The 23,465-nt window shown below is 39.8% G+C and carries 19 protein-coding genes; 4 read left to right on the forward strand and 15 right to left on the reverse strand.

All coding sequences use genetic code 11. The annotated features are described in order from the left end of the window. Positions 1-7 precede the first annotated feature (7 nt). Positions 8-541 (reverse strand): hypothetical protein, encoded by a 534-nt coding sequence (locus tag AB1467_05875; GenBank protein MEW6295786.1) that lies wholly within the window; start codon positions 539-541, stop codon positions 8-10. Positions 542-619: 78 nt separating this feature from the next. Between AB1467_05875 and AB1467_05880 the strand changes: the two genes are divergently transcribed. Further along, a complete protein-coding gene (locus tag AB1467_05880) occupies positions 620-1,345 on the forward strand; it encodes a hypothetical protein (protein ID MEW6295787.1) in 726 nt (241 codons plus the stop codon). On the opposite strand, the gene AB1467_05885 is transcribed toward AB1467_05880, so the two are convergent. The 12 genes from AB1467_05885 to AB1467_05940 all read right to left on the reverse strand — a co-directional run bounded on the left by AB1467_05885 (position 1,346) and on the right by AB1467_05940 (position 11,921). Next, the gene (locus AB1467_05885; protein MEW6295788.1) at positions 1,346-2,011 is read right to left on the reverse strand and encodes a hypothetical protein; all 666 of its coding nucleotides are present in this window, start codon (positions 2,009-2,011) and stop codon (positions 1,346-1,348) included. Then, positions 2,002-2,523: a hypothetical protein gene (locus tag AB1467_05890; protein MEW6295789.1), complete on the reverse strand. Its 522-nt coding sequence runs from the start codon at positions 2,521-2,523 to the stop codon at positions 2,002-2,004. Before AB1467_05890 ends, AB1467_05885 begins: the two co-directional genes overlap by 10 nt. Positions 2,524-2,530: 7 nt before the next feature. Next, entirely contained in the window at positions 2,531-3,115 is a 585-nt protein-coding gene (locus AB1467_05895; protein MEW6295790.1) for a hypothetical protein, read from the reverse strand. Positions 3,116-3,148: 33 nt separating this feature from the next. Continuing rightward, positions 3,149-3,688 (reverse strand): hypothetical protein, encoded by a 540-nt coding sequence (locus AB1467_05900; GenBank protein MEW6295791.1) that lies wholly within the window; start codon positions 3,686-3,688, stop codon positions 3,149-3,151. Position 3,689: 1 nt separating this feature from the next. Beyond that, positions 3,690-3,851 carry a hypothetical protein gene (locus AB1467_05905; GenBank protein ID MEW6295792.1) on the reverse strand — a complete coding sequence of 54 codons (162 nt, stop codon included), beginning with the start codon at positions 3,849-3,851 and terminating at the stop codon, positions 3,690-3,692. Between the two features lie 78 nt (positions 3,852-3,929). Beyond that, positions 3,930-4,439: a hypothetical protein gene (locus AB1467_05910; protein MEW6295793.1), complete on the reverse strand. Its 510-nt coding sequence runs from the start codon at positions 4,437-4,439 to the stop codon at positions 3,930-3,932. Between the two features lie 52 nt (positions 4,440-4,491). Beyond that, positions 4,492-4,941 carry a hypothetical protein gene (locus tag AB1467_05915; GenBank protein ID MEW6295794.1) on the reverse strand — a complete coding sequence of 150 codons (450 nt, stop codon included), beginning with the start codon at positions 4,939-4,941 and terminating at the stop codon, positions 4,492-4,494. 72 nt (positions 4,942-5,013) lie between these two features. Continuing rightward, positions 5,014-7,389 carry a type II secretion system F family protein gene (locus tag AB1467_05920; GenBank protein MEW6295795.1) on the reverse strand — a complete coding sequence of 792 codons (2,376 nt, stop codon included), beginning with the start codon at positions 7,387-7,389 and terminating at the stop codon, positions 5,014-5,016. Between the two features lie 45 nt (positions 7,390-7,434). Continuing rightward, positions 7,435-9,720, reverse strand: coding sequence for a type II/IV secretion system ATPase subunit (locus AB1467_05925; GenBank protein ID MEW6295796.1), 2,286 nt, complete (start codon positions 9,718-9,720; stop codon positions 7,435-7,437). Between the two features lie 91 nt (positions 9,721-9,811). Then, on the reverse strand, positions 9,812-10,327 hold the full coding sequence (locus AB1467_05930; GenBank protein MEW6295797.1) for a hypothetical protein: 516 nt from the start codon (positions 10,325-10,327) through the stop codon (positions 9,812-9,814). Positions 10,328-10,359: 32 nt separating this feature from the next. Next, positions 10,360-10,899 (reverse strand): hypothetical protein, encoded by a 540-nt coding sequence (locus AB1467_05935; protein ID MEW6295798.1) that lies wholly within the window; start codon positions 10,897-10,899, stop codon positions 10,360-10,362. Between the two features lie 26 nt (positions 10,900-10,925). Next, the gene (locus AB1467_05940; protein MEW6295799.1) at positions 10,926-11,921 is read right to left on the reverse strand and encodes a hypothetical protein; all 996 of its coding nucleotides are present in this window, start codon (positions 11,919-11,921) and stop codon (positions 10,926-10,928) included. Positions 11,922-11,985: 64 nt separating this feature from the next. Here AB1467_05940 and AB1467_05945 point away from each other — a divergent pair, with 64 nt between their 5' ends. Next, entirely contained in the window at positions 11,986-12,555 is a 570-nt protein-coding gene (locus tag AB1467_05945; protein ID MEW6295800.1) for an exosortase/archaeosortase family protein, read from the forward strand. 5 nt (positions 12,556-12,560) lie between these two features. On the opposite strand, the gene AB1467_05950 is transcribed toward AB1467_05945, so the two are convergent. Both AB1467_05950 and AB1467_05955 read right to left on the reverse strand, forming a co-directional pair. Next, positions 12,561-13,169, reverse strand: a complete 609-nt coding sequence (locus AB1467_05950; GenBank protein ID MEW6295801.1) for a nucleotidyltransferase domain-containing protein — start codon at positions 13,167-13,169, stop codon at positions 12,561-12,563. 6 nt (positions 13,170-13,175) lie between these two features. Next, entirely contained in the window at positions 13,176-13,712 is a 537-nt protein-coding gene (locus tag AB1467_05955) for a HEPN domain-containing protein (protein MEW6295802.1), read from the reverse strand. 144 nt (positions 13,713-13,856) lie between these two features. On the opposite strand from AB1467_05955, the gene AB1467_05960 reads away from it, so the two are divergent. Both AB1467_05960 and AB1467_05965 read left to right on the forward strand, forming a co-directional pair. After that, positions 13,857-21,752 (forward strand): hypothetical protein, encoded by a 7,896-nt coding sequence (locus AB1467_05960; GenBank protein MEW6295803.1) that lies wholly within the window; start codon positions 13,857-13,859, stop codon positions 21,750-21,752. A gap of 21 nt (positions 21,753-21,773) precedes the next feature. Continuing rightward, entirely contained in the window at positions 21,774-23,423 is a 1,650-nt protein-coding gene (locus AB1467_05965) for a hypothetical protein (protein ID MEW6295804.1), read from the forward strand. Positions 23,424-23,465 lie beyond the last annotated feature (42 nt).

The raw sequence follows: 23,465 nt of genomic DNA on the forward strand, positions 1-23,465 counted from the left end.
AATCATCTCATGCAAAATAAATCAAGTAAATCAATCCAGTCAAGGTCCAAGGAAAGAGGAACAATAACACAATCACTGCAACCAGTGAAGCTGAAAAAACCCCTAAAAACAATTCAGCGAAATAATTAAACTTGTATTTTTTTTGAATCCATTCAAAAACATACAATCCAACAAATTCCAGCGGAATTAAAAGCACTGCAATCACAAAAGCCGAAAAAACTACCTTAACAACAGACCAGAAGAAAGCAATAATTGAGTCTGCCAGAGTAGGATTCAGCTCTTCAGGAACTCCTGCAGTATCAACCTCCCCCAAAGCGCTCATCAAAGGAAACACATACAAGAAGGCAACAATTATAAGGCAAAAAACATAAGTCACAATAAAAGAATTCCTGAGCCAGGAGCCCTTGAATTTTTCTTCCAGCATTTCCTTTAATTTCTTTCCGAGAATTACTGCAATAAAAGCTGGAATGCTTGCAAAGAAAGCTATCTTAATTAAGTCAATAACTGAAAGAAAGGCATTGGAAGCCAAATCTAAAACCATGCAAAAAATAAGAGGGCAACTAATATAAATAACTTTATGGAACAAATATATGGTAATACAATAAAACGGCGAAAAAAAATGGGAGAAGAAATCCCGAGGAGAATGAGAAGGTTCCACAGGGAAAAAAAAGGGGAGAAGAAGATTTCAGGCACTGGAAGCGCAGAAATAGAAAAAGAGAAAAGAAAGTTAATGGAAAGCGCAAAAAAACTGACTGAAGAAATCAAGGAAGACGAAACAGAAGCATTAGTCGAAGCAGCGCCAAAAGAAGAAACAGAAGAAAAAGGGGAAAGGCCAAGGCAGATACCTGAAAAAAGAGAAGAGGGGAAAGAGCCTCACATGACGCTTTACAGGAGAATGAGGGAAGAAAAAACAGAAGAGAAGAAAGAGGAACCAGAAAAAAGCAGACTGGAATTAAGAAGGGAAAAAGCTGGAATCCCAAAAGAAGAATTCAAAGAAGAAAAAAAAGGCCTTGACGTAAAAGAAGAACTAAAGAAGGCTTTCCTTGAAGAAGAAAAAGAAAAGAAGACAGAAGAAGAATTAGACTTAAGCAAGGAATTCAGCCTTGAAGAAGAAACCGAAGGCAAAGAAGAAGGGAAAGAAGCTGAACCTGAATTGGAAGAAGAATTAGGTGAAGAAGAAATTGAAGAAGAAAAATGCCCTAACTGCAAAAAAGAGGCAACACAAATAATCTTCTGCCCTGAATGCGGCAATGCTTACTGCCAGAAATGCGCTAGGTCAGTCAAAACATTTGAGGGCAAAAAGAAAACAGTCTGCCCTAAATGCGGAAAAGAAAATACCATATAATTAAGCACAATTCAAATATTCCTGGCTGGCCAGAAAGCTTTTGTAGTCTGGGCTCGGCGTCCACATTATCAAGCCGACGACTGCCTCCACTGTTTCTAACGAGTCATCTTCCTTGATTTTAATTAATTTTATTTTAGAAAAAGAATTTGCGTTGGCGGAAACAGCCAGGGCAAAATCATTTATTCTACCCCTTGACTCAGGGCTGCAGGAATACTGAATTTTTTTCTTTTGGTCGAAATCAGTTGCATAAACAAAAACAAAAGGAACTGAGGTAAGACCTTCCTCTTCAGGGGAAATAAAAAACAAGTAATCATAAGATTTTTCGACAGGCTTCATTGCAAACAATATATTCTTCTCTAACTGCTCTCTAGTGAAATCAAACTCCATGTCATCGGCATAATCCTCTTTCACTTCAGCCATAAGGAAATCAACCTCCTTTGAGGTAGAAAGGTCCTCTGCAGGATTTCTTGGAATGCTGCTGAAGAGGATTGACTTCATTGCAGCAGAAGCATAATCTGAAGTATAAGCAGAAGCAGCATAAGCGCTCACAGTCCTGCCGTACTGGCCTGAAAAATAGAATAGAAAAGTAACCAGCCCAGTCACAATAAGCAGGAAATACAATGCATCAGTAATTGCGGCCTGGCCTTTCCTGTTTCTTAACTCCATGCAATCACCACAAGAAACTTTTGCTCAATGACAGAGTCCTTGTCCAATGCAATGGGAAAAACCCTTGAAACAATCCTTGCAGAAGGGCTCTCTGACTCTTTTTTTAATTCAGAAATGCTCTCGCTCAAGCTCTTTGAAGTATTAGAGCACTCGAACTTGTTTGAAGGACCGGAAGAATTTTCTTCTGATTCAATGCTTGGTTCCAGTTCACCCAAATCAAGGTTGGCGTCCTTTATTATCAATGCAATATATTTAGGCGTCTTTACGTTAAGTGAAGCGCATAATTCCCTGAGAGAGGAATGACCTGACACAAGGCCTGTGCCCCTCAATGCATTGCTTATCTGCACTACAGCAACATCATTGTCGAAAGAGTCTGCCTTATTTGTGAATTCAGTCAAGGCAAAATAGAATACAGAAAAGAAGATTGTGAGGGCGAAAAGCAGTGGGATCAATGAAGGAAGGTCGTCCCCTATTGGCCCAAGAAAGCCTTTCTGCATTCTGTTTTTTTTCATTTCAACATCAGCTCACGGAATATAATTCGCAGTTAAAAGGCCCTGCCTTTCCGAAATTTGCAAGGCAGACTTTTCCTTGTGTACTGCAAGGAATAAAGTAAAGGATTTTCTTTCCTCCCACAACCTCTTTCACTAAAACAAAAGCATTAATGCGATGATTTTCTGAATCAATGTCTTGGGGGTCCAGTTTAATTTGGCTTGCCTCTGAGCAAGTGCCTGTAGTGCAGTCAAAAAATCTTATTTCTGCATTAACATCAAAAGAGTCCGCTGCAATCAAGTGAGTTAAATCAGTTCGAGGAAAGATCTGGAATATAATCCTGTTCAATCCAGAATCCAGGGGAAGGCTTTTGATTACCATTGCATAATACAGGCCCCTGCTGAATGCATTGGAGGGATTGGTTTCAATTGAATTCTGCAAGTAAAAAGTGTTTGTTTCGCATAAAGACTGGCTTACTACGGCAATATTGTATACGTCCTTTTCCTTCTGCTTGATGTAGCTTGAGGCAACGCTTTCAAGCATTACATTGCTCAAGCTTATCATGAAGAAAGATATAATTACGAATACAGCCGAAACAAGAATCAATAAATTCATTTTGCTTAAAGTAAAGCCCAACATTAAAAAAACTCACCCTTTCTTGTAGTAAGCGCAAATTACCGGAAAGTTTTCTGTCGACTTCTGGTTGAATTCCAATTTATACAGGCCTCTCTCAATCTCATTCTCCGGATTCAAGTCAACCAAATCATAATCGCCAATTTTTGCAGGGCAGCCTTTATCCCCTGAATCAAAATATGTTGCCTGGCTTATGTTCAAGCACTTGTTTTCAATGTATCCTGCATCGCTCCTGTAATTCAATAGCAAGCATGACTTTAATGAGCCAGGGCAGACCCTGCATTGTATGGCCTCAATTGAACTGATGATTTTGATTTCTTCATTTTTTCCGCACTGGGACGCAATAAAAGAGAGTGGAGCAGCAGCAATGGTTTCATTGTTTGCTACCTCCTGGATTTTCGCTGCAAGGTTGTCCAAGTCCTTGTTTTTCTCTTGCAGGCACTTCCTGTTTGATGCTTCAGTCATTGCATACAATCCAATCAATATAACAAAAGTCATGAGGATTACTGCAACAAGAAGTTCAAAAGGGGCTTCCTCCTGCCCACTGCAATTCATTTCACGTTCCCCCAAGAGTCTTCCTTGAAGTATTCATTGCGTTCTGGAACATTGGCTTAATTACTGCGATCAGCAAAAGGGCAGCAATAATAAGGATTACAAGCATGTAAACAGAATTCCACTCGCTCTGCGCTCTCTCCTCAGAAAAAAATTTTGATTCCATTCAAAACATCACTAAAATAAGAACAGAAGAAATATATAAAACATTAGGCAAAAAAAGAGAAAAAGAGAGGGAAAGAAATTATTTAACTAATCCCACAATGCAGCAGGTATCAGTATTATCTGGAGTAGCGCAATTGCAACCTGATACATCAACGTCTTTTAGGAATGAGGTGTCTTCAAGGGAAGTTGATAATGCGTTGCCTTTGTCACAGTATGCTGCAAGGTATGCCTGCTTCTGGCCGCCGCCTGTATACATTATTGATTTTGCTGTTATAGTCCAATTAGGGGGCCCAAATGAACTTTCCCCAACCATACATAATTGGTCGGCAGTAATTAAACCTGATGCCTCTGCAGTTGCTTTTACATTTATTTGATCATTATTTGAAAACGTTACAGCCTTTGTCCTGTAATCATTATACCTGTTATTGTAAGCCTGCTTTAGTATTTCAACTGACTCCTTTTTCGGGTCGCCCTGACCTATAGGGCCAATCAATCCAAGGATGTTTAAAAGCAGGGTGAGAATTACGACTGCAATTACTGCAGAAATCAATAACTTAAATACAGAGAATTCCTGCCCTTTAGAATTCATTTTTGATTTCACCATTAATTAGAATGCTGTTATAATATTTAAATATATAAGTTTAGTCCTTGGGGAAGTCCATGCCGTACAATGCAATGCAGCAGAATTCAGGGCAGGCACTGCTCTCGCAGGAGACAGAGCCCTGGGAGTAGGCGCTGTAAGAGAAACTGATTGCACTAATTATGTCTGGGTCATCGCATTTCACGAAGACATTTGTTTTGATTGCCTGGTTTATTTGAATTGACGAAACTTCACTGGAATTGCTTACAGTGAATGCACTGCTTTTAGAGGAATTGAATTTAATGCATTTCTCGTCAATGTTTGCTTTTGAGCCTAACTGCTTTGAATTGAAAGAACCTTTAGGAATTGAAATTCCTGCGATTGCTTTTGTTGTGCCGTCAGGGCTCTTTGATGCGTGCCCTATTCCTTCAGTGATCCTCTGAAGGCTTATATCATAGTTCACTTGTTCGAGGTAATTAATGATTCCGACAATAATGAAGAGCACAGCCAAAGCTATAATACCCCAAATAAGGACTTTGAAGACCTCGAATTCCTGGCCACTTGAATTAATCTTAATTCTAAATCACCCTGTGAAAGTTCCTACAACGCTGTTCGCAACAATGATTGAGACAACAAAGATTACTGTGGCAATAGGCAGGGCTTTTCCAATATTAATTTTTGCCAGAAGCCAGTTGTCCTCCTCGATTTTTGTGGTATAATAAGTCAAAATAATTACAATTTCAATGATGTATACTGCAACAATCAAGGTGAACTGCGCTGGAGTTACAAGCTGGGCGAAAGACTCTGCAGTGAACTTCAAGGAAGAAAGCCCTGCAGTGAAATTGCCTACGCCTGAAGCAGTAACACCCGGAGAGGTAACAGAAGGCATTTCAGAAAACCTCTCGAAAGTGCCTTGCGAAATAATTGACCCTAAAGTCATTATCACAATCTTCTGGAGTGCAGTGGTAATCCCCAAAACAATTGGCGCAACAAATACAGCCATTGTCTTCATTGTTGAGGTTATCTCCTGCACTAAAATTGAAAGCATCTTGCTGACCTTCTCTGAATTATTCAATTGAAGGGAAAGGGAGATCAAAGTCCGAGCAGAAACCTCTGCGCCTAATTGAACAGAATCAACCAACAGCCTCATGGAAGAACGAATTATGGCAGAAGGATTATTCTTGAGTGAACCGTAATTCGGGTCAAATACAGCTAATTCCAAAGGCATTCCAAGCATGTTAATATTATCTATCGTCCTCCCAAACAAGGTGTTGGAAATCTTGTATGAAGGAAGGAATTCCTTTGCATGCCTCAAGGCTTCCTCTACAGGCTTGTTTTCTCCAAGCCTTGAAGCAAGAACATACAATGAGTCCTTGAACTCTGACTCCATTTGAATTGCATCCAACTGCACCTTCCTCTTATAGATATTGCTGTAATACAAGAAAACAAAACAGAGCAAACTGAAAGTAATCAATGAACCGAAAATTAAATTGTAGGGTGTAACATCATTCTTGGGCTCGCTGAAAAACTGTGTTCTCTCCAATGCAACCCTTGCAGAAGCCTTTTCACTGGACTCACCTGAATTAATTAATTGCTGGTATAAAACCCCATTTTCGCCATAGTAATTGTTTTCCTTTCCTGCCTCTAAGTAAACGCACTCTTCGGTCTTGTCCAGGGCAAGGAAAACCATTATCCCCTCAGATTTAATATTTACAGTCTTGCAGTCATAGGAAATGACAGGGCCCCAGAAGCCTGTGCCGGCATTCTTCTGAATTACAATCCCGTTCAAGTGAAGAAAGAAACTTGTTCCAGCGCCTAATAAAAGAACCAAAAACAGTACTGCCCTTACGTCCAAAAAAGAATTACCTAATTTCATCTTCCATTTAGGTGGCACAAGAGGGCTTCCTTCAGGAATAATTGGAGGCTCATAAGTAGGGGGCCTGCTCTTCAACACATTCCTGGCGAAAATGAATGCAGCAGCAGGAATTATGATATTGTAAATCAAAATAATTATCTCAGGCCTTGCAAGGGCCTGCCCAGAAAAAGCACTTCCAACAGGAAGAATAATAATTAAAGTTAAAGGGAGAAGGACGCCCAAATAGAACAACATTACAGTAGGCTGGCTTAATTCGCGGGCATACTGCTCCATCTTGTTCCTGATTGATTCAAGAGTATTATCCATTGTCTTGTCAAGCAACTGATACCTTTTTGCCTCTGTGTCCTCTAACACTGAAGCCCTAATCATCATCAAAGATGTCTTGAATTCCTCGCTGAACTTACCCCACTTGTAAGCCATGTCATCCAATGCCTCGCTCAAGGTATTAAAGATGCCTAACTGGACATCCCAGATGATCTTCTTAAAGTCTTCTGCTATTTTCCCCCTTCCGTGCTCTGCAGCAAACTCAACGCTCTTCTCCAGGTTGGGGACAAGCTTCATTGACATTATCATGTAGCCCATTATTTCAGGCACATAAGTCAAAGCCTTCACCTGTTCTGTCTTTGCTACATTCAAAGCATACTTCTGCATGAAATTCACTATAGCGTAAACCATGAGAATTATTGGAATGAAAATATAAGCAATAGCCAGCTCCTGCATTCCAGTGAAAGAAGCAACATAAGAAGGCAAAGGAGACATCAATGCAACCACAATTAAAATGAAGCCAAAAATTATTGCTGCAAGTAATGTGAGCTTGAATGCAGCAGCCAGTTCCTCTGCACTCAAATTCCATCCCAAAAAATCGATTGCCTCCTTGTACTTCTGAGAGAATTTAGCTCCCTTTCCAAGAGAAGGAAAACTCTTATGGCAGGACTTGCAGAACCTCACATATCCAGGGTCAACCTTCCTTACAAGCCTTGTCTCCCCTCTTTCGCCGAACTCCTTTGAATAAGTTATGCCCTTATACAATTCCCCTGGAGAGACATCCTTTCCTTGCGCCTCATAAACAAATTTTCTTGGCATGCAATTACCGTTCCCAAACTTTTTACAATTACCCCAAAATTCAAATTATTTCTTTTTTCTTGCAAGCAGTCTCTTCAGGAAGTCGTTCTGCATCCAGTACTTCCATTTCCCTAAAACCTCATTATAGTCAACGCTTCCATGTTCTTCCAATTGCTCTTCCTTGAGCAGTAAGAGTTTATTGTTTGCTGCAACAGAATTCTCTGCCTCAAGCAATTCCTTCAAGCCCAATTTATTTTTTGCTTCAACAAGGAAGGCTTTGGCGTTAGCATTCATTTTAATGTTATCCCAAATAGAATTCATTGACATTCCAGTATTCCTTTGAATCCTGTCAAAGAGCTCTGAGTCCTTCAAGTTGTCTTCAAGCAATTCCATTTTATCCTTTTTTGCGTCAAACACCATTAAATCCAGGAGGCCTCCTTCCCTTTCAGGGTCTTCAACCCAATGCTTTTTCACTTCAGTTATCTGGGTAACCCTCCTGTGCTTTTGGAGCGAGCCGCCAAACCTTATGGGCCTAGCAACCACAATAATGTCTGTTGCCTTGAACGAGGTAGTAGGAACCTGCAGGTCATTCACCACCCTGTCCCAGACACTGTAAGCTGAGTCCCCATGAATTGTTCCAATAACAATGTTTCCTGCTGCACCAACCCTCATTGCCTCATACAATGTTTTGGCTTCCAATGATCTAACCTCCCCTATCACTAAAGCGCTGTCACCCAACCTCAATGCAGTCCTCAAGGACTCTTCTGGGGCAACCTCTGTTTCAGTCTTGCTCACGCTGATTGGAGACCTTGTTTTCAGCCTTTGAATATTGAAGCCTATCTCCTTCATGTAAGGCACAGGGATTTCCAATGTATCTTCCTGCACTATAATCCTAATGTTCTGGAGGATTTCCAGCATTAAAGCTCCAATAAGGGAAGTCTTGCCTGAACCCCTTGAGCCTGTAACAAGCATTGTTGATTGAGTGTCAATAAAAAAAGAAAGCATGCCTGCTGCGAGAGGATTCAAGAATTTCACGTCAATGAATTGAGCCAGAGTCCAAGGAGTAACCTTATGCAGCCTGAAAGCAAAGGCTGTACCGTCTGCAGCCAAAGGCTTTCCGATTACAGCAACCCTTGTCTCCAATTCCTCCAAGTCAAAGTCCAGCACAGGATGCATTTCATCGAATGGACGGCCTGACATTGCCCTCATCTTTGAAACTAGGGCTGAAGCCTCCTCTTCAGTGTAAATAATGTTTGTCTGGCATTGACCATAATCCGAATGAACAACATATAATGCCTTCATTCCGATTGGCGAGTCAAGAAAAATGTCTGTGAGCTTCCTGTCATTCAATAAAATTTCTAGGATGCCATATCCGACTGTGTATCTTGCAACAATTTCAGCTAATTCCTTTACCTCATCTTTATCCAATTTAATGTTGTTGTGCTGTGCTATCTCCATTATAGTGCTCTCATAGACTCTCTCAAAGTATTTCCTTGACTTTGCAATTGTTGTGAGGGATGTTCTACCCGGCTTGTAGGAGGCAACAATCTCTTTTGTCTTAGACAAAACAAAATATTTTTCTGGAGGCAGGGAATATTCCGGTGGATTAATGAAGTACAATTTTTCTGCCTTGCTAGGGTGCTTGAATATCTGCACATTGGACTTAAGGACATTGTATTCATCCAATAACTCCAGTGCCTCGGGCCTCTCGAACATTAGCCTTGAGGCAATGAATGAAGGCTTTACTTCAGCCTCAAAGAAGGCATGATATAATTCCAGGGTGTCAGGCACTTTGTCCAATTTTACTACAATGTCCCTGACCTTTGAAATCAATTGAGTTGAATCAAATATTTCTTTTATTTTCAGGAGGGTTCCCAAATAAACTTTTGTTGATTCTGCTGTCTTTGCTTCAAGGCCTGGAACCAAATTTTTTATTCTGTTGATTTCCTGTATTAATTCTAAGTACGCTGCAATAGGGTCAAAGGAAATGCCTTCTCTTGTAACCCTGAGGACAAGGTCATGCCTTACCCCGAAATCCTTTTCATCTAATGCCCCAGGCTTTCCCAAATGGCTGTAACCCCAAATGTTCTCCAGCTCAAATTTTGGAATTAAGGCAGCAATCTCTGCAAGCATTTTAGTCTGCGCTTCATTGTAGACCCTTTCATATATTTCCCCGCAGACAATAATTTGCGCTTCAAGCTCTTGAAGCAGAGAAATGGCGTGGAACCTGCAGTGCAGGTCATCAGACATGGATGCTCCATACACACAATTCCTGCAGTCAAAGATGAGGTGCCTTTTGCCTCCCTCCTCTTTTACTACGTAATCCCCAACCTCAAAATTCCCTATCTTCAATTAAACGCCACCTTTCTGGAATTCTATAGAAAAAGAATAAAACTTCTTAATAATGTTTATCTTTTTTAGAATAAGTTTTCAAAGAATAACATCACATAATGTAATGTCTTCTTTTCAATTCCGACTTAATTATTCTATATTTATCCGATGCTTTCTCAAGTCTTGCCTCCAATCTGTATTCTGACAGTCCGCTGACATGAGAAGGGTCCTCTCGAAACTTGCTAATATTACGGAAAGCATGTCTCAAATAATCGTCTGCAAATAACAATAATTCTTTTAGTTCAGTGCCTTTCATTTTCTTAACCTTTTCAGCTAAACGCTCTTCAGGCAAACTAAGTATCCTTGATTTAGGCATTTCTTCGGGCTCAACTTTCTCCCTCACTATTTTTTTAATTTCCTTGGATATGGCTTCATCCATCATCTTTTTTTGTTTTTCTCTGGGCAAATTCAAATAGGCAGGGTCATACGCAAATCTATCTAATAATTTATTTCTTATATTGCTTAACACAAAGTCATCTATTCCATGCATTTTCATCAAAGCAAAAAATTTTCTACTCTTACGTTGGTTTACCCTTCTTGCTCTTACCCTTACTGATTTTAGTGGCATAATCAAACAATTAGGGTAAGTTATTATTAATTTTACTTGTTAGAGGAAGTTCTGCTGAAAGCTTTTGGAAGAATATATATCCTTTTTTGTTTCAGGGCTTCCCTTCTCTTGGCGAGCTCCCCCTCAAAGAAAAAGCGCTCAAGCAGCAAGTGCTCTATTATTGTATTCTTTTCTGCATTAAATTTAGCCATAAGCCTTTTGGCTTCCTTGTTTGAGATAGCGCCTTTAGTCTGCTTGCCCCACAAAATTTTTTCTGCAGTCCTCTTTTCTTTTTCTGCATTGCGGATGCCTAAATTAATTTTCTTTATTGCAGAAAAAAGCGGCGGGGTAGGCATAGAAGAAATTTTTGAGTAAAAATACTCCGGCTCTTTAAGTTTTCCCCTGCGCTCCTTCAAAACCTCTTTTTCTGTGAGGCCTGCAATCAATTTATGCTTTAATTCTTTTTTCAATTCAGGAAGTAAAGCATCAACCAATTCAGCGCTTGACTCAAAAATCCTGTTTGTTTTATTAAAGGACAGTTCAGGCAAGAGCTTACTTTTTTGTTTTGCCCTTCTTGCCCTTGGAGTGCTCATTTTTCTTTTCGCAAAAGGCATAAAAACTATTTTCTGGCTTTAGGCCTTGCCTTTCTTTTCACTGGCTTTTTTGCAGGCTTTAAGGCAGGCTTTTTTGCGCTTGAATCAAAGGCATAGACATTCAAAAAGAACAGGCTTCCATAGCCTTGGGCCCAGACGCCGAATAATACATTTATTATGAACCTGATGATGGCAGCGATGGCAACTGCCAGTAAAAAGAACGAGAAAACAAAAGAAACCAAATTCAGGATGCCCCCCACTATTAAGAGAACAATTACTGCAGCAAGGCTGAAGATGAAATAAGCTACTGCAAAAAAGTAATTCTTGAAGTAATTCTTTCTTCCAAGCCAGTAAGCCCTCTTGAAGGAATCAATTATTCCAATGTCCTCAAAGTACGGAACAGCATTCAGTACGATGAGGAAAGGAAGCAGAACAAGATAAATTACCCCGAAAATTATTGCCCCAAGCAAGAGCCAGGCAAAAACCTTAAGGAAGAGAAGCAAAAATGCAGGGAAAAGAACCGAGAGAGCAAAAGCAGTCTGGGCAGAAGTGAATGGGAGAGCAGAAAACAAAAAAGAGAATTCCTTTATTGCATTAAGGAAGTATATTGCAACAGGAATCAGCCATAAGATAACTGCAATTGCAACAACAAGGTTCACAACCAATTTTACGCCGAAGGCAGTTACAAGCCTTGGCTTCAATGCCTTCCATGCGCTTCCCAATTCAATTTTTTTTCCTGAGGCAAGGGCCCTAGAAAAATTCAGCTTGAAGCCCAAGAAAAGGGCTTCAGCGAAAGCCATTATCACAATGAAAACAAAGAAAAGCAGGAGATAAATCCAGAGGGCTGCAACCGAAAACTTAAAGGAAAGAAAGGTTGCCACCGCAGGAAGCACAACAAAAACCGCAATCAAAAAAATTGAAAGGACAGAAACAATAATTCCTGCCAGGAAATTATAGCCAAGGAACCTTGGACTAAAAGAGCGCCTGAAATTGTTCAATGCATAATCAATATAGAAGCCCATTGCCCCTCACAAAATAAAGAGAGTGTAAAGTAATATAAAAGCCTTTGCATTAATTCTCTTTTATATGCCCAAAAAAATCAAAATTAAAAAGGAAAAAAAAAGGGGAAAAAAGAAAGGTTTTTTCAGCATTGAAAGAGAGGACGCACTCAAGGGCGGAAAATTTGTTTTACGAATCCTGCTCTTTTATTTGATACTGCTCGCGCTCTCATATTTTCTTGTTCCATTAGGTTTACTGGAAGAAACAATTGCTTCTCACACTAATTATTTTTTGGGCCTTGCAGGAATCAAAGGCGAAGTAATAAAAGCAGTGAATGAAAGCCCTGCTGGAATTGAATTCCAGAAATTCAATGTAGAAATAAATTACCTGTGCACTGGCCTCCTCGAGCTCACAGTGCTCTTGGCTGCAATAATTGCAACGCCTTACATAAGTTCAAGGAAAAAAATTTTTGGTGTGATGGGAGCCATAATTGTCTCCTATATATTCAATTTAGCCAGAATTGTCTTCACGATAACTGCAATAAGCTCTTACAGCATAAAGACAGCAGAACTGACCCATGACGTGCTTTTCAGGATTTCGCTCTTCATTATAGTGGCAGGCTACTATTTCGTTTGGCTCAAAATTGTCTCACATTGAAAAGATTATTTCTGCAGCAACAGGAAGGCCTTGGCATTGTATAAAATAATCCTTTCCTTTTGAACTTGCACAGCAAAAGAGGCGGCTTTAATTAATTGCCTTTTGAATTCGTTTTCTTCGATAATTAAAGGGGTTGCCTCCCTTCCAATATTCAAGCTGATTGTCTGAAACAACCTGATTATTCTGTTTTTTTGGGTTGAATCTGCTTTTTTGACAATAAATAAAATATCAATGTCCGATGCTCTGGTTAAATGCCCTCTCGCAATTGACCCAAACAAAACAATTGAAACAAGATTGCTTCCAAAAATTTTTTTGAAGGAGTCAATTCTATCAATCAATTCTTTAACTACTGCAAACTTTGAGGTAGCAGATAATTTTTCCTGCTCTTCAACCAACTCAAAAGCAGATATACTCAAAGGATTGTCTAGCACTGGAAAAAGCTGCCTAATGTTCCCAACCTGCTTTGAATAAATAAGGTTTGCTTCCTCCAATTCATTCAAGATGCCTTTAATATCTCTAAGTGAACCAACCAATTTCATTAAAGCGTTAACGTGAATTTCGGGGTTCCTGGCAACCTCCGCAAGAATTCTTTGCCTTGACTTTAAAATCAACATATTTAATCACTTCAACAATTCATCAATTTCTTTAACGAAATTAAAAGCATTTCTCCCAATTGTTCTGACATCATCTTCCTTGACCTTAGTCACAGTATACAAAACACTGTTCCTGAACTGCCTGACTTTTCCAAGCAGATCTATTTCTTCATCAAAACTTTTTCTTGCGCTGCCAAACCCTTTAACAAACCTTTCGCCATGCAGTATCTCAAGCATCAAGGCAATAGTACAGACGTGGTCCTTGGCGGCTTGACCCAAAAAATGAGAAGTAAAAGCCTTGGCTGCCATGTACATGCCAGCATAATAAGCGATAATTGCCCAATCAAGAAAATTGTCTGATTCAAAAGATTCTGCAGTCTGCAAATGATAATGCGCTTTAGCCAAAAAGGTTTTAGCGTCTTCCTTGGTGAATCTCTGAATTCTCTTTCTTTTAAAACATTCACTCAAAACCCTTTTCACTGCCCTTAAAGATTTAGGAATCTTTGAGTCCACGTCAACAAAACCCATAAAAACAACACCGCCTGCAAAAATACATATAATCATATGCAAAAATACATATAAAAGATTTTCGGGTGCCTTAAAAAGCATAAACCGGCTTAGTGTACTACGGGAAAAACAAAAACAGTGAAAACCTTTAAATAAACGTAAAACAATTATTTAATTGAAATTTGAATTTTTCGGGGTTGAATGCAATTGATTGCAGAAAAGCTTGGGGCAATCTACGGTAAAGTAGAGAATGCCTTTTACGGGGTATTAGACTTCCTTGACTCAAAAGGCATTCCAGTTTACGCACTCGTAGACCCGCTGGAAGAGAGGGGCATTCCGTTCTTCCCGCTCTTTATTGCATTAATTGTAATTCTGATTGGAGGATTTGCTGCATTCACATTAATTGGAACAGGCATTGAGACAACCCTCCAGTTAAGCATTCACGACATACAAAACAAGCCATTGAATGAAGTGAACCTTACAGTGTATGACGACCAAGGGAACACGCTCTTAAGCCAGCCTAACGCAGAAGACAGCACTTCAATAAAACTTCCAAAAGTAAAGCCTGGAGCAAAGATAAGCCTTTCTGCCTCAAAGCAAGGCTATGAGACAGTGCAGCAGGAGCTTGAAGTGAAAGGCAACCTAATTGACGTTTCAATTGCAATGCAGGAAGCGGCTTCAACTATAACCCCAAAAATAAGGTTCATTGATGCCCAAACAAAAACTGCTGTGCCTTATGTTCAGGCTCACTGGAGCTTCAATGACAACTCACAGGAGGGAAGCTCGGACGAAAATGGTCTAATAGAATTAACAGGAATTCCATTGAATGAAGACATCCTCCTTGAAGCAATAGCAGACGGATACGAGGATTACTCTGATACAATACAATTCACTTCAGATACAACAAAAGTAATTGAATTAATTCCAGTTGAAGGCTCGCTCACAGGCCAAAGCACACTAATAGTAAAAGTGATTGACGCAGAAACAAAACAGCCTTTGGACAAAGCAATAGTGCAGGTGTTCGACGAAGACAGTGGCTCCAAGTTATATGAAATAATAACAGAACAAGGCGTATTCTCGGAGAAAATAGACAAAGGAACAGTTGTGAGGGTGACAGCAGAAAAAGACGGGTATGTTAAATATGATTCAAGCGAGGAAAAAAAATTCCTTACCCTGAGAAATGACACAGAAGACTTTGGAACCATAGAATTAGAGAAAGGGGGCAGCAGGATTCAAGTGAATGTATACGACAAAGACTCAAAAATGCTTGTAATTGACGCTCAGGTAGCATTATTCAATGACAAAGGAGAAATCATTGACTTCAATGCAACAGAATTCGGGGGCTTTGTAGAATTCAAGAACCTGGACCCGAATTCCACTTACTACATTGGAACAAGCGCAGAAAACTATCTGACAGACAGAACCAAGCTCATACCAAAAGCACTGCAGTCAATAAACATTGAATTAGAGAAGATTACAGCAGACAATTCAGGCAAACTGAATGTGTACGTAAACAATTCCCTTGGAAAGCCTGCGGGAAACGCAATCCTGAACTTCTATGAAGAAAAAGAAGGAGAAATGCTTTTATTGGGAATTCCAGCACAAAAAACAAGCTCTGATGGAGCCTACAGCACGACAGTAAAAATGAACCAAAACATTACAGTGAGAGCAACAAAAGAAGGAGAGGAAGGCCAAGCCCAAATAACAATAGAAAAGAAATCAAACGATGTCCTCATAGAAATGCAGAAAGCAAAGACAGCAAAGACAATAAAATTCTTTGACGAAAAAGGAATTCCAATAATTGAAGGATTGCTTACAATAAAAAGCCAGGCTGGCGAAGTTCTGTATGACGGAAATTTGAATGCAGAAGTAATATTTGACACAGCAGGAAATGATTTTGTTTTAGTTCAAGCGCAAACCCCGGACGGAAAAACATTTGAGGAATTGGTTGACACAAGAAACAAGGATGAACTGTCAATAGAATTCAATAAGGCCCCAATGAACGAATTAGCTCCAAAAATAGAATTCTTGGGCATATTCGACTTAGAGGAGAATGAAATTGAAGGCCTGACAAAAGGAGAAGAAGCAATACTGAAATTTGAAACCCAATGGATTAAAGGAAACTATTCAGGCGGAGTGCACATTAGGGTAGGGCCAGACAACATCAAATACATTGACTCGCAGTATGCAGGAATAACAGGCTTTGAGGCCCCAACACAAAAATACTTTTTGGGCAGAACCTACAGCCCAACCCCTGCTCCAGGAGCAGAAGGCCTAGATTACAGCAACAGAGGCCAAACAGGAGCAATGAACAAATTCTTGGAGTTATATTTCAACAACCCTGAAGGAACAAAAATAATCAAAGTGAAAGTCCAGGCAAGAGAAACAATAAAAGAAGACAAAATTAATTTAAGTTACAGGGCATGGAGCAAAATTAATGGGCAATACAACAGGAATCCAGCTGACACAATATTAAACGAAGAGGAATTCAATGAATCAAAGCAAGGCTTATACGCAGAAACAACAAGCAAAGAAATAAAAGTATTCACCACAAAACCTTCATGCTCTGAAGACCTCTGCGCAAACTACTTATTTTACGACGCAAGCGGCAGGTCCTACAGCACAAAAGAATTCATTGCACTCAAAGACAATGCTTATGCACTGGAAATAGAATTGAATGCAAGAAAAACAGTCAATGCAATAATCAAGGCTTCAACCAATCCTTCAGCGCCAAAGATTGCATTCACAGGAAAAGAGGAAGGAGAATTCACTGAAATAGCAGACAACAATAACTCAGACACCTCAATTGAAACAACAGAAAATGTCACGAGAGCAGAAGCAAAAAAGATAAGATTCTACTTTAAGGCAAAAGAGTTAGGAACTTCTTCTATAAAAGTCCAAGCAATAGCAGGAAGCTCTTCAACTGAAGAAGACTTATACTTCAAGGTGTTCCAAGAAAAAGAAATGAGCCTGACAACAATCCCCTCAGAGCTCAGCTTCGGGAAAGACTTTGAAATACAATTAAAAGGAAAGAATGAAAACGAGCCCGTAAAGGACGCAGAAATAAAAATCTTTAATTCAGAAGAAAAATTGGTTGAACACATAGTTGGAGACGGAAAAAATGGAACGGGAGCAAACGGAAGATATAAAGTAAATAATAATTTGGGATTAGGAAGCTACAGGATTGAAGCAACTTCCCCTTATTATACCCCAATAAGCTCTGAAATCACAATAGGAAAAGAAGACGCATTCACTTTAGCAGAAAAAATTTCCTTGTTTATTCCAGCGCAGGAGACAAGCACTGCAGCAACAGAATCTTTGAGTAATAATTCAGGCGAAGACATAGATAATATCTCAATTGAAATCATTAAAGAAAAGAATTTCCCTTCAACGCTTGAGGTTACAGCAGAAACAAACCCTTTCATGAATAAGGGAGAGAAAGCAGGCATTGAATTGAAAGCAGACTATTCAGGCGACCCAGCAGTAACCGTGCACGGGGAAGCAGACTTAATAATAACAGGAGAAATTAAAGGAAAATTTACTGCAAAGGCAAAATCCAAAATCATAATAGAATACAACAAGAAATTAGATGGAAGCTGCCTGCAATTAGACAAAACAGAATTAAAGGAATACCTGATAGGCCAAGAAGGAAACTCAAAAGACTTAGAGCTCACAATAAAAAACAACTGCGGAATGCCCTTAACACTAAAAAGCGAAATAACACCAAAAACAACAAGAGAAGAAAGCATTGAATTCATCCTGCCTGAAGTAAGGCTGAAAAAAGATGAAACACAAACAATAAAGATTGGAGTACAGAACAGGATAAGAAGGACATTTGACGCGCAGGAAAACAAGGACTACACCTTCTTCCTGAAATCCTTCCAGATAACCAAAAGCCTCCCACTCACAATAATTTTATGGGACGAAAAATTCTCTTTAAGCGCCCCAGCACAGTTAGTATTCTTCCTCACTCAATCAAAAGCAAACCAGAAAGCAGTAAGCTTCCCGCAATTTGTCTATGTAAGAAACACAGGCTTTGCAGACATAAAAAATTTAACATTAGGAATTGACAGGGTTGACTGGCAGAATGTAGGCATAAGAATCCTGCCAGAACAGGCAGTGCCCTTACTGGCAAAAAGCCAAAACCTAAACCCCCCTTACATCTTAGTGGCAGAAGGGGACTCAGCAAAAAACAAGTTCGTGAAAGGAAGGCTGCTCTTAAACGGATTCATTGAAGGAAAAAGCTATTTGCTCAGAACAATCGATGTATTCGTTTACGTGAGCGCAGGAATGAGCTGCCTTGAAGCATGGAGCGATGAGGACTTACTCTTTATTTCAAGCGAAACAGGCCCTGTAGTAATACAGAAGCCAATAAAAATATTCAATCATTGTCTTGAGCCAGTGCAGATAACAGGCTTAATGGCTCCAGGGGGAAGCATCCCGAACACAGGGAACAATCAATTGTACACTAATGCAAGCAATACAACCTTAATGCCTGACACCCTGGGCGAATTCACTCTCACTTTATCTGCTGACAGGGACTGGCAGGGAGAATCAACAGTAATACTTAAAGGATTCGGGGTTAACAGCCTGCAGGAGATTGACTCCAGCCCATTAAAGATTTCAATAAAGAAAGGAGAGAATGTAAGCACGTGCAATGCAGGAGCTGATCAGCCGTGCCTTTCATCTGACTCACAGACCATAGACGTGTGCGGTGAAGGCGAAGGCTCAAAAACAATATTCTGGCCTAAAATATCACAGAACAACGACTGCACCCAAGGCTACTGCGACGCAAAACAATTATCTGTATTCCTTGCAGAAAAACTGCAGCAGAAAATAAAAGAAGCAAAATCAAGAATCCTCACTCTAAGCAGTTCATCCCTCAATTTAGGAGGGAAATGCATTGAAGGATACTGCACTTTCGGAGCCTTAGGAGTAAAGCCTGAATCATTTGAATTCTACTTCCAGGGAGACAGGCTTGGCACAGGAATATTCGAGAACGAGATAAGGCAAGGGAAATACGATGAATTATTGAATCCTTACATAAGGGAAAGCGACGAAGACATTACAGACATTGCAAGGTCAGGCTTTACTGGAAGAACAATAATAATTCCAATGCAATTGAAAGGCTGTGGAAGATATACAACAAAAATTCTTGGGGCAGTGCAGGAATACAATACAGAATTAAAGCCAGAGAACATTGCAATCCAAGTAAAATTGGACGGGAGAAGGGAGACAACACCAGAATGCAATAACAGGATACAGAATGTAATGAACTTCCTTCCAGTAGACAAAGGCTATGATGCAGGAACAAAAGATGCAAGCTGGGCTGCCCTCATAAGAAGCAATTCAGACCTGAAAGACATAGCAGAAGACTTCGGGAAAGCATTGTTTGAAACAGAAAAAGGAAGGGTTGTAAGCAGTCCATCAGACAACTACATTGAATTCGCAGTTGCAGACTTAGGGCAATACATACTCAAAATAGAAATTGAAAGGAAAGGCGCAGCAGACGAGCCAAAAAAAGTTTTAGTAACAATTAATTCAAATTACAATGAAGCAAGCGATGAAGTCACAAGAAAAAGCATTGCAACAGAAGCAGGAAACATTATAAGAAGGTTAAAGAACAACAAGATAGACAAGGGCTGCATCTCAAAAAACGAAGACTACTTCCTCATAAGCTCAGTGAAAGACTTCAAGGAAGAGGCTGCATTGAAATTAGAAGGACCAAAGGAACTGAAATTATACATCAACAAGGAAAGCTGCATTGACCTGAATATTACAACAAAAATTAAGACTGCATTAGACATTGCATTCAATTCCTCTGACTTCAAAAGCAAGGCAGGCATTACAAGCATTGGCCTCAAAAAAGAAAAAAAGGATTCAATTGAAGAAAAAATAAGCTTTGAGGCAGGGCAATTGAAATTAAAAGGAAAAGACGAGAAGAATAAAATTTATTCTGCTTCCTTCCAGTTGTGCGCCACAGCAGACAATGAAGTGCAATACGCAGACTTAAGCGAGGTAACAGTGAACATAGAAGGAATAGACATTGAAGACCACAAAATTACACTAAAAATCTGCGGCATAACACCGCAAGACTTGTACGCAGAAGTAAGAAACAACATCAATAACAATGCCTTCAAAGTCGGAGAAAAACCTTATTTTGCCACAGTAGGCTGGAACGACAATGGAGATACTTTGAGTCTGGCTGACATAGAGAAAGACTACTACGACAAGCACAAAGACCAAGACCCGCAGAATGTGCTAAAGAAAGAAATCAAAACAAAGAGATTAACTGGGATAGGCGCTTATACGGCGGGTTGTGTTGCTGGCGTTTTTGCAACCAATGCTGCATATACAGTAGTTGGGTTAGGATTTGGAAAAATTTTTTGGGATCTTATATTTGATTGCGGATTGCCCGCAGGAGTGGGAGCGGCAAATGAGTTTGGCGCATTTGAAGGCAACAGCCCATTAAAGCCTCTGAAAGGAATAATAAACTTTATTGGAGGCGGCATGAACATTGCAGGAAAAGTTGCAGGGGTTGGAGGCACAGAAACACCCCCAACCTCTTCAGGGTATAACTTGGAAAACCAGAAATTGGATGACGGCACAGGAACAGAAAACTTAAGTGAACAAGATTTAAGCCTAATATATGGAACAACAGCTATAGATCTATTAGGGAGAGGAATAGCCGGTGGAGCAAAGAAATTAGTAACAAAAGCAGAAGTACCCCAGGCTCCAGCACCAGCAGTACAAGATTTTGCTAGTCTGGAGAAAAAAATAAACGACTTAGGTTTCTCTATACAAAAGCACAACAATGCAGTAATAAGTGCAAGAAAAGATTATGGAAAAACTTTATCCAGTAGTCTCCGCCCAGAAGAAGCTGTTGAAATAAGAAAAGCATCTAATCATTTCATAGAAGGAATTTTGAAAGAAGGGCAGGAAATTGACGGCATGTTCAGCAAGATGGATAGAACAACGCTTGCAGCACATCAAAACGATTTATTAAAGTTTAAGAAAATGCTGGCTAACATAGAAATTGAGGAAGCAAAAGGTGGCTCAATAAGAATAATAAGCAAAAGTTCAATAACCAGAGTTCAGACAAGTGTATTAAGTGACCCTGCAGTCGTATCAGACATAGAAAATATAATTAAAGCAGGGGGAAAACCCAAAGTCACAGCACTCAAAGAAGTATTATCTGTAATTAAAAGCCCTATTACAAGAGGGATCCTAAAATTTTTAGGTGGGCAGTTAGGAGGAAAGATTGTGTGGAACTGGTACTGGAAATCGCAAGGCCCAGTTTCTCCTTATGAAGTTACATCTGGAATAGTGAAGACTGAAAGAGGGGTAACCTCAAATGTGGATGGAGGCGTTTTCGAGAAAAACCAGACATACAAAGTGTCTTTAAAGAAAGACGAGAAAACAGGCAAACCATTAATGCAATTCGAGAAAGTGGTAGACTTAAAAGATGTTGACAATGAAAGAAGGCTTGATGACTGCGACGGAAAGTTCCTGGAGCAAAAGCCCCCTGAAGCTAAGACTGCTTTATCACAGGCATGTAATATCACAAAAGAAAGTGTAACACCCCAAAGCCTGAGCAGATGCGAGCCATTAAAGACGCCAATAGAAACATTTTCCAGTTCATTCACTGTTGACCCGCTAATGATGACATCAATTTACTGGCAGGAATCAAAATGCAATCCAAATGAAGCAGACGGAGGGCTATGCCAGCTTACATCAGAAAACAGGCAAGGGATTACAACAACAGAACAGCAAATACGGCAGTGCACTAAACTTTATTCTGATTGCCTGCAGAATGCCCGAGGCAAGGGCCTTTCAGGGGAAGAAGCAACGCAATACGCTTTATTCTGCTTCAACAGAGGCCAGGGAACACAGAATCTGGCACTTGACCTGAAATACAATCAAGGGAAAGACAATTATACTGCAATGGCTGAAGCGTGTTATACTTATTTCAAGAATGGCTGCGGCAAGCTATCAGCAAAAGACTGCTGTGAAGGGGAAGGATTTGGCGCAAGATATCCTGAAAAAGTTTTAGGAATTTATAATAAGGCGTGCAGCGAGATTGGAACTCCTGCATAAATTTTGTTTTGGTGTTATTCAATGAAAAGCAAAGGCTTTACATTATTCACTGCTCTGGTTTCTTTTGTGCTGATTGTGCTAAGCATTCTTTTAGTGCAGGGAATGATTAATGCAGAGAGGGCGAGAATTGACACTATAACTGCAATAGAAGAGCAGGCTAAAATGCAGGAGATCGCAGACCATGAAAGAAACGATGCGCTGCAATTGCTTGTGTACGACATCAGGTTTGAGCTGGAGGACTACTTCAACAGGGAAGACAAGATAGGCCCTTTATGCTATAATTGCAGCTTTGATGAATTAGTCCAGCAGTTTGCTGAAAGCAAGTTCGGCGCCTGCTCCAGAGAAATGCCTGCAGAAGAATGCAACAGGACAGGGGGGGAACAATTAGCGAATTTTGTTGCAGCAACCTTGTACGGGCAATTAAGCTCGACAAAAACAATAGGCTCTTATTACATTAAAACTGACCTGGGAGATGAAACAGAGCTCAAGTCAAGCCTGAAAAACTTGATTAATAAAAGTGCAGGGCAAGGATCTTTTTTTAAAGTAATTGAATGCGAGAACGGAGACCCTAAAAACTGCACTGGAACATTCTATCTTTCCTTGAGGGTAGGAGACCTTTCAAACGAAGAATACGAGAAGCTGCCCAGAATTTCAGTCACAAACACGCAGACAGGCAGAGTGCTTCAAGTTGCAGTCCTTCCAAGAAGCAACTTCCAGATTTATGTGCCTTTAAGATTCTTCAAGGCAGTGGCAGAAGCAAGGGCACTAGTAATGGAGTACGATAAAGAGGATTCTGGAAGCTGGAGCAGTAACATGGGGTTATTCAGCCCGAGAATACACAACGAATTAGAAGAATTGAAATTAGGAATGTGCGACAAAGACATTTGCAATTATAGAACAAATCCCTATAAGCCCCCAGACAGTGAAACAATGAGCACGGCATGGTGCCCTAATGAATTGGCCCCCCCGCCACTAGATCAAAGCATAAATTGCGATAGTCTATTATTTTCTTTAGGGTTTTGCGATGGCAGAATTACAAAATATAACCCATCGAAAAAGAAAGACATAGAAGATGCAGTAATAGAATTGACAAAAAAGAGGTTGTATAATTTAATTGACAATAAACTTAACATTTACCTAAATAATGACCCTAATTTTAAATATGTTGGTAGCGAAATTACCCCTGCTGTCGAAGTAAAAAATTCAAAGATTATTTTTTCGAGCGGAAGCTTAGCATCAGTATCTGGAAATAAAGATTGGTCTTACAGGGACCCTTGCTCTTACACTAATACTGGAGTTTGGCTTGAAAATAATAAAATAAAAGGAGAAAAAATTTCTGGTGAATGCGAAGGAGATCAATCAGGCACTTTAGGTCACGGTTTTTGCGGGGAACTCTCATCAATTGATGTTGTATTTAAGTTCAATGAATTAAATCCGCTTTATGCAGTAAACAAAAAAAAACCTGAACACAAATATTCAATCTGGTTTGAAGACAATCTTTATTCATCTTTTACAGCAAAATATGAAAGAAAAGCAACAAACAGTGACTGTGCACTTAATGGAGAACCTCAGCCTATTTCAGGCGGATGCAATTATGTTGCTGGGTGGAGTTGTTTTGTTGAAATTCCAATGAGTGGCTCATACGAAGGATGCCAACCAAAAGCCCCTTAAAAATAAATTAAACTAAAATTTATGCAATTGCCTTTGTTCTTT

It is taken from the genome of Candidatus Diapherotrites archaeon (assembly GCA_040755695.1).
GTDB lineage: Archaea > Iainarchaeota > Iainarchaeia > Iainarchaeales > 1-14-0-10-31-34 > JBFMAK01.